Source organism: Sphaerotilus sp. FB-3, assembly GCF_023706025.1.
Taxonomy (GTDB): Bacteria; Pseudomonadota; Gammaproteobacteria; order Burkholderiales; family Burkholderiaceae_C; genus Sphaerotilus; species Sphaerotilus sulfidivorans.
The window spans coordinates 1-2,579 of sequence record NZ_BQWE01000041.1; the positions used below are offsets into that span (position 1 = coordinate 1).

Consider the following 2,579-nt stretch of genomic DNA (forward strand, 5'->3'; position numbering starts at 1 on the left):
GCGGTACTTCGTCCGCTTCTTCTTGGCTTCGCTCACCGCGTCAGTCTACGAGCGCTCGGACGCTCGCTTTGTGCAACAGAGCCGCCAGAAAAGACAAACGGCCACTTTTGAGGGTGGCCGTTGCATGCAAGTCTCTCTACCCTCGCGGGACTCCCACTCCAGGTGGGACCAAGTTGCCTTGGCGGCGCTTCCTTTTGCACTTGCTCAGGAAAGATCTTTCAAGAACCGATCGTAGCATCAAATTCACATCGAATGCACATCAAATGCATGCCCGATGTGCATCTAATGCACAACTGGTCATATCCGCCCCCCGTCACCCCCCCCGATGCAGCCTCACCACCACCTCCCCCGTGCCGCCGCGCATCGCGTCGGCCAGGGTGTGGCGGTCCAGCTCGGCGTAGAAGGCGTCCTCGGCCTGGTCGAGCAGGCCCTTGAGCGCGCAGGCGCCGCGCAGCACGCACGGCGGCTCGGCGCAGTCGATCAGCGCCTCGGTGCGCTCCAGCGCGCGCACGATCTGGCCGAGGCGGTAGTCGGCGGCCGGGCGCGCCAGGCGCACGCCGCCGCCCTTGCCGCGCACATTGACCAGCCAGCCCTGCTGGCCCATGAACTGCACCACCTTGGTCAGATGGTTGGGCGCGGCGTCGAAGCGCTGGCCGATCTCGGCGATGGTGACGACCTCGCCGGGCGCGCTGACGCTGACATACATCAGCACCCGCAGCCCCAGGTCGGTGAATCGGGTCAGTTGCATGGCGGCCAGCATACGCCAGCGCCCCGCCCGGCCGCGCGGGCCGCGCCGGCCTGACCCGCCGCCGCCGCTCAGCCCTCGGCCACGCCGCCGGTGCCGAAGGCCTCGGCATGGATGCGCGCGGCCGGCACGCCCAGCTGCAGCAGCGCGCGGCGCTGCACGGCCATGAAGCCGGCCGGGCCGCAGAGGTAGATGTCGGCATCGTCGGGCAGCAGGCCTCGGGCGCGCAGGTCGGCCGGGTCGATGCGGCCCAGCGCGTCGGGCGCGGCGCCGTCGGCCGGCACGCTCGCGGGCGCCGCCTCGTGCACGAACCAGGCCCGCGCATCGGCCAGCCCCGCCACCAGCGCACGCACCCGCGCCCCGAAGGCCTGCACCCCGGCATGGCGCGCCGCGTGCACGAAGCGCACGGTGCGCGCCGGCTGCGTGCGCGCCAGGTGCTCGAGCATCGCCATCATCGGCGTGATGCCGACCCCGGCGCTGAGCAGCAGCACCGGCGTGTCGCGGTCCTCGTGCAGCACGAAGTCGCCCGCCGGCGGCGCCACCTCCAGCACCTCGCCCTCGGCCAGGTGCCGGTGCAGCCAGGTCGAGACCATGCCGGCCTCACCGCCCGGTGCGCCCGGCGCGCCCTGCCCGTCCTCGCGCTTGACCGAGATGCGCAGGTGATCGCCCCCGGGCGCGTTCGACAGGCTGTACTGCCGCGGCTGGCGGTAGCCCAGCGCCGGCACCAGCACCCGCACCGACAGATACTGCCCCGGCCGGAAGGCCGGCACCGGGCCGTCGTCGGCCGGCACCAGGTGGAAGGAGGTGATCTCCTCGCTCTCGGCCTGGCGGCGCTGCACCCGCAGGCTGCGCCAGCCGGTCCAGCCGCCGGGCTGGGTCGCGGCCTGGTCGTACAGGCCCTGCTCCATGCCGGCCAGCAGCGCCGCCAGCTGGCCATAGGCCTGCGCCCAGGCGTCCATCAGCGCCGGCGTGGCCGCCTCCTCGCCCAGCACCTCGGTGATGGAGGCCAGCAGGTGCCGCCCGACGATGGCGTAGTGCTCGCGCCGGATGCCCAGGCTCACATGCTTGGCCGCGATGCGCTCGAGCACCGGCATCAGCACCGTGGGGTCGTCGATGTGCTCGGCATACGCCGCCACCGCCATGGCCAGCGCCTGCTGCTGCGTGCCGCTGCGCTGGTGGCCCTGGTTGAAGATCTCGCGCAGCTCCGGGTTGTGCTGGAACATGCGGGCGTAGAAGTGGCGCGTCAGCGCCACGCCGTGCTGCTGCAGCACCGGGGCGGTGGCGCGCACCTGGGCGCGGGTGGGGGCGTCGAGCATGGCAGGGCCTGGAGGTCAGAGTGGGTCAATAGATGCATTGTGCATGCATCTTTAAAGGCCGCAAGGGATGTGGGGGTCGTCTCAGAAAACGGAAAATAAAGCACGCTAAGCCGGTGGCAGCGGTCGCAATGGCCTAAACTTCCCCGCACCGACCTTGGCGCTGCTGCGCCATAGGTAATCGCCGGTCAGGTTGATGTGCTCCCACCCCAGCGGCGACAGATATTGCAACAATGTGTCGTCCAGCGCCGTGCCGTTGCCACGCAAAGCACTGGTGGCACGCTCCAGATATACCGTGTTCCACAACACGATGGCCGCCGTCACCAGATTGAGGCCGCTGGCCCGGTAGCGCTGCTGCTCAAAACTGCGGTCGCGGATTTCACCCAATCGGTAGAAGAAGACCGCCCTGGCCAGCGCGTTGCGCGCCTCGCCCTTATTTGTTGGGTCCCATATGATCATTGGCCCATACGCAGCTGGCCACTGTACCGAGCAAGACAGGTCATGCGCGAGGTGTTGAGCAA

The 2,579-nt window shown here is 69.6% G+C and carries 3 protein-coding genes; all 3 read right to left on the reverse strand.

Annotation, left to right across the window (positions count from 1 at the left end; translation table 11 throughout):
* Positions 1–313: 313 nt before the first annotated feature.
* The gene (locus NFT33_RS14980) at positions 314–748 is read right to left on the reverse strand and encodes an RrF2 family transcriptional regulator (protein WP_251676544.1); all 435 of its coding nucleotides are present in this window, start codon (positions 746–748) and stop codon (positions 314–316) included.
* 68 nt (positions 749–816) lie between these two features.
* A complete protein-coding gene (gene hmpA / locus NFT33_RS14985; protein ID WP_251676547.1) occupies positions 817–2,061 on the reverse strand; it encodes an NO-inducible flavohemoprotein in 1,245 nt (414 codons plus the stop codon).
* Between the two features lie 105 nt (positions 2,062–2,166).
* Positions 2,167–2,579 (reverse strand): Tn3 family transposase (locus NFT33_RS14990; protein WP_251676550.1); only part of this gene is annotated, 413 nt, incomplete at its 5' end.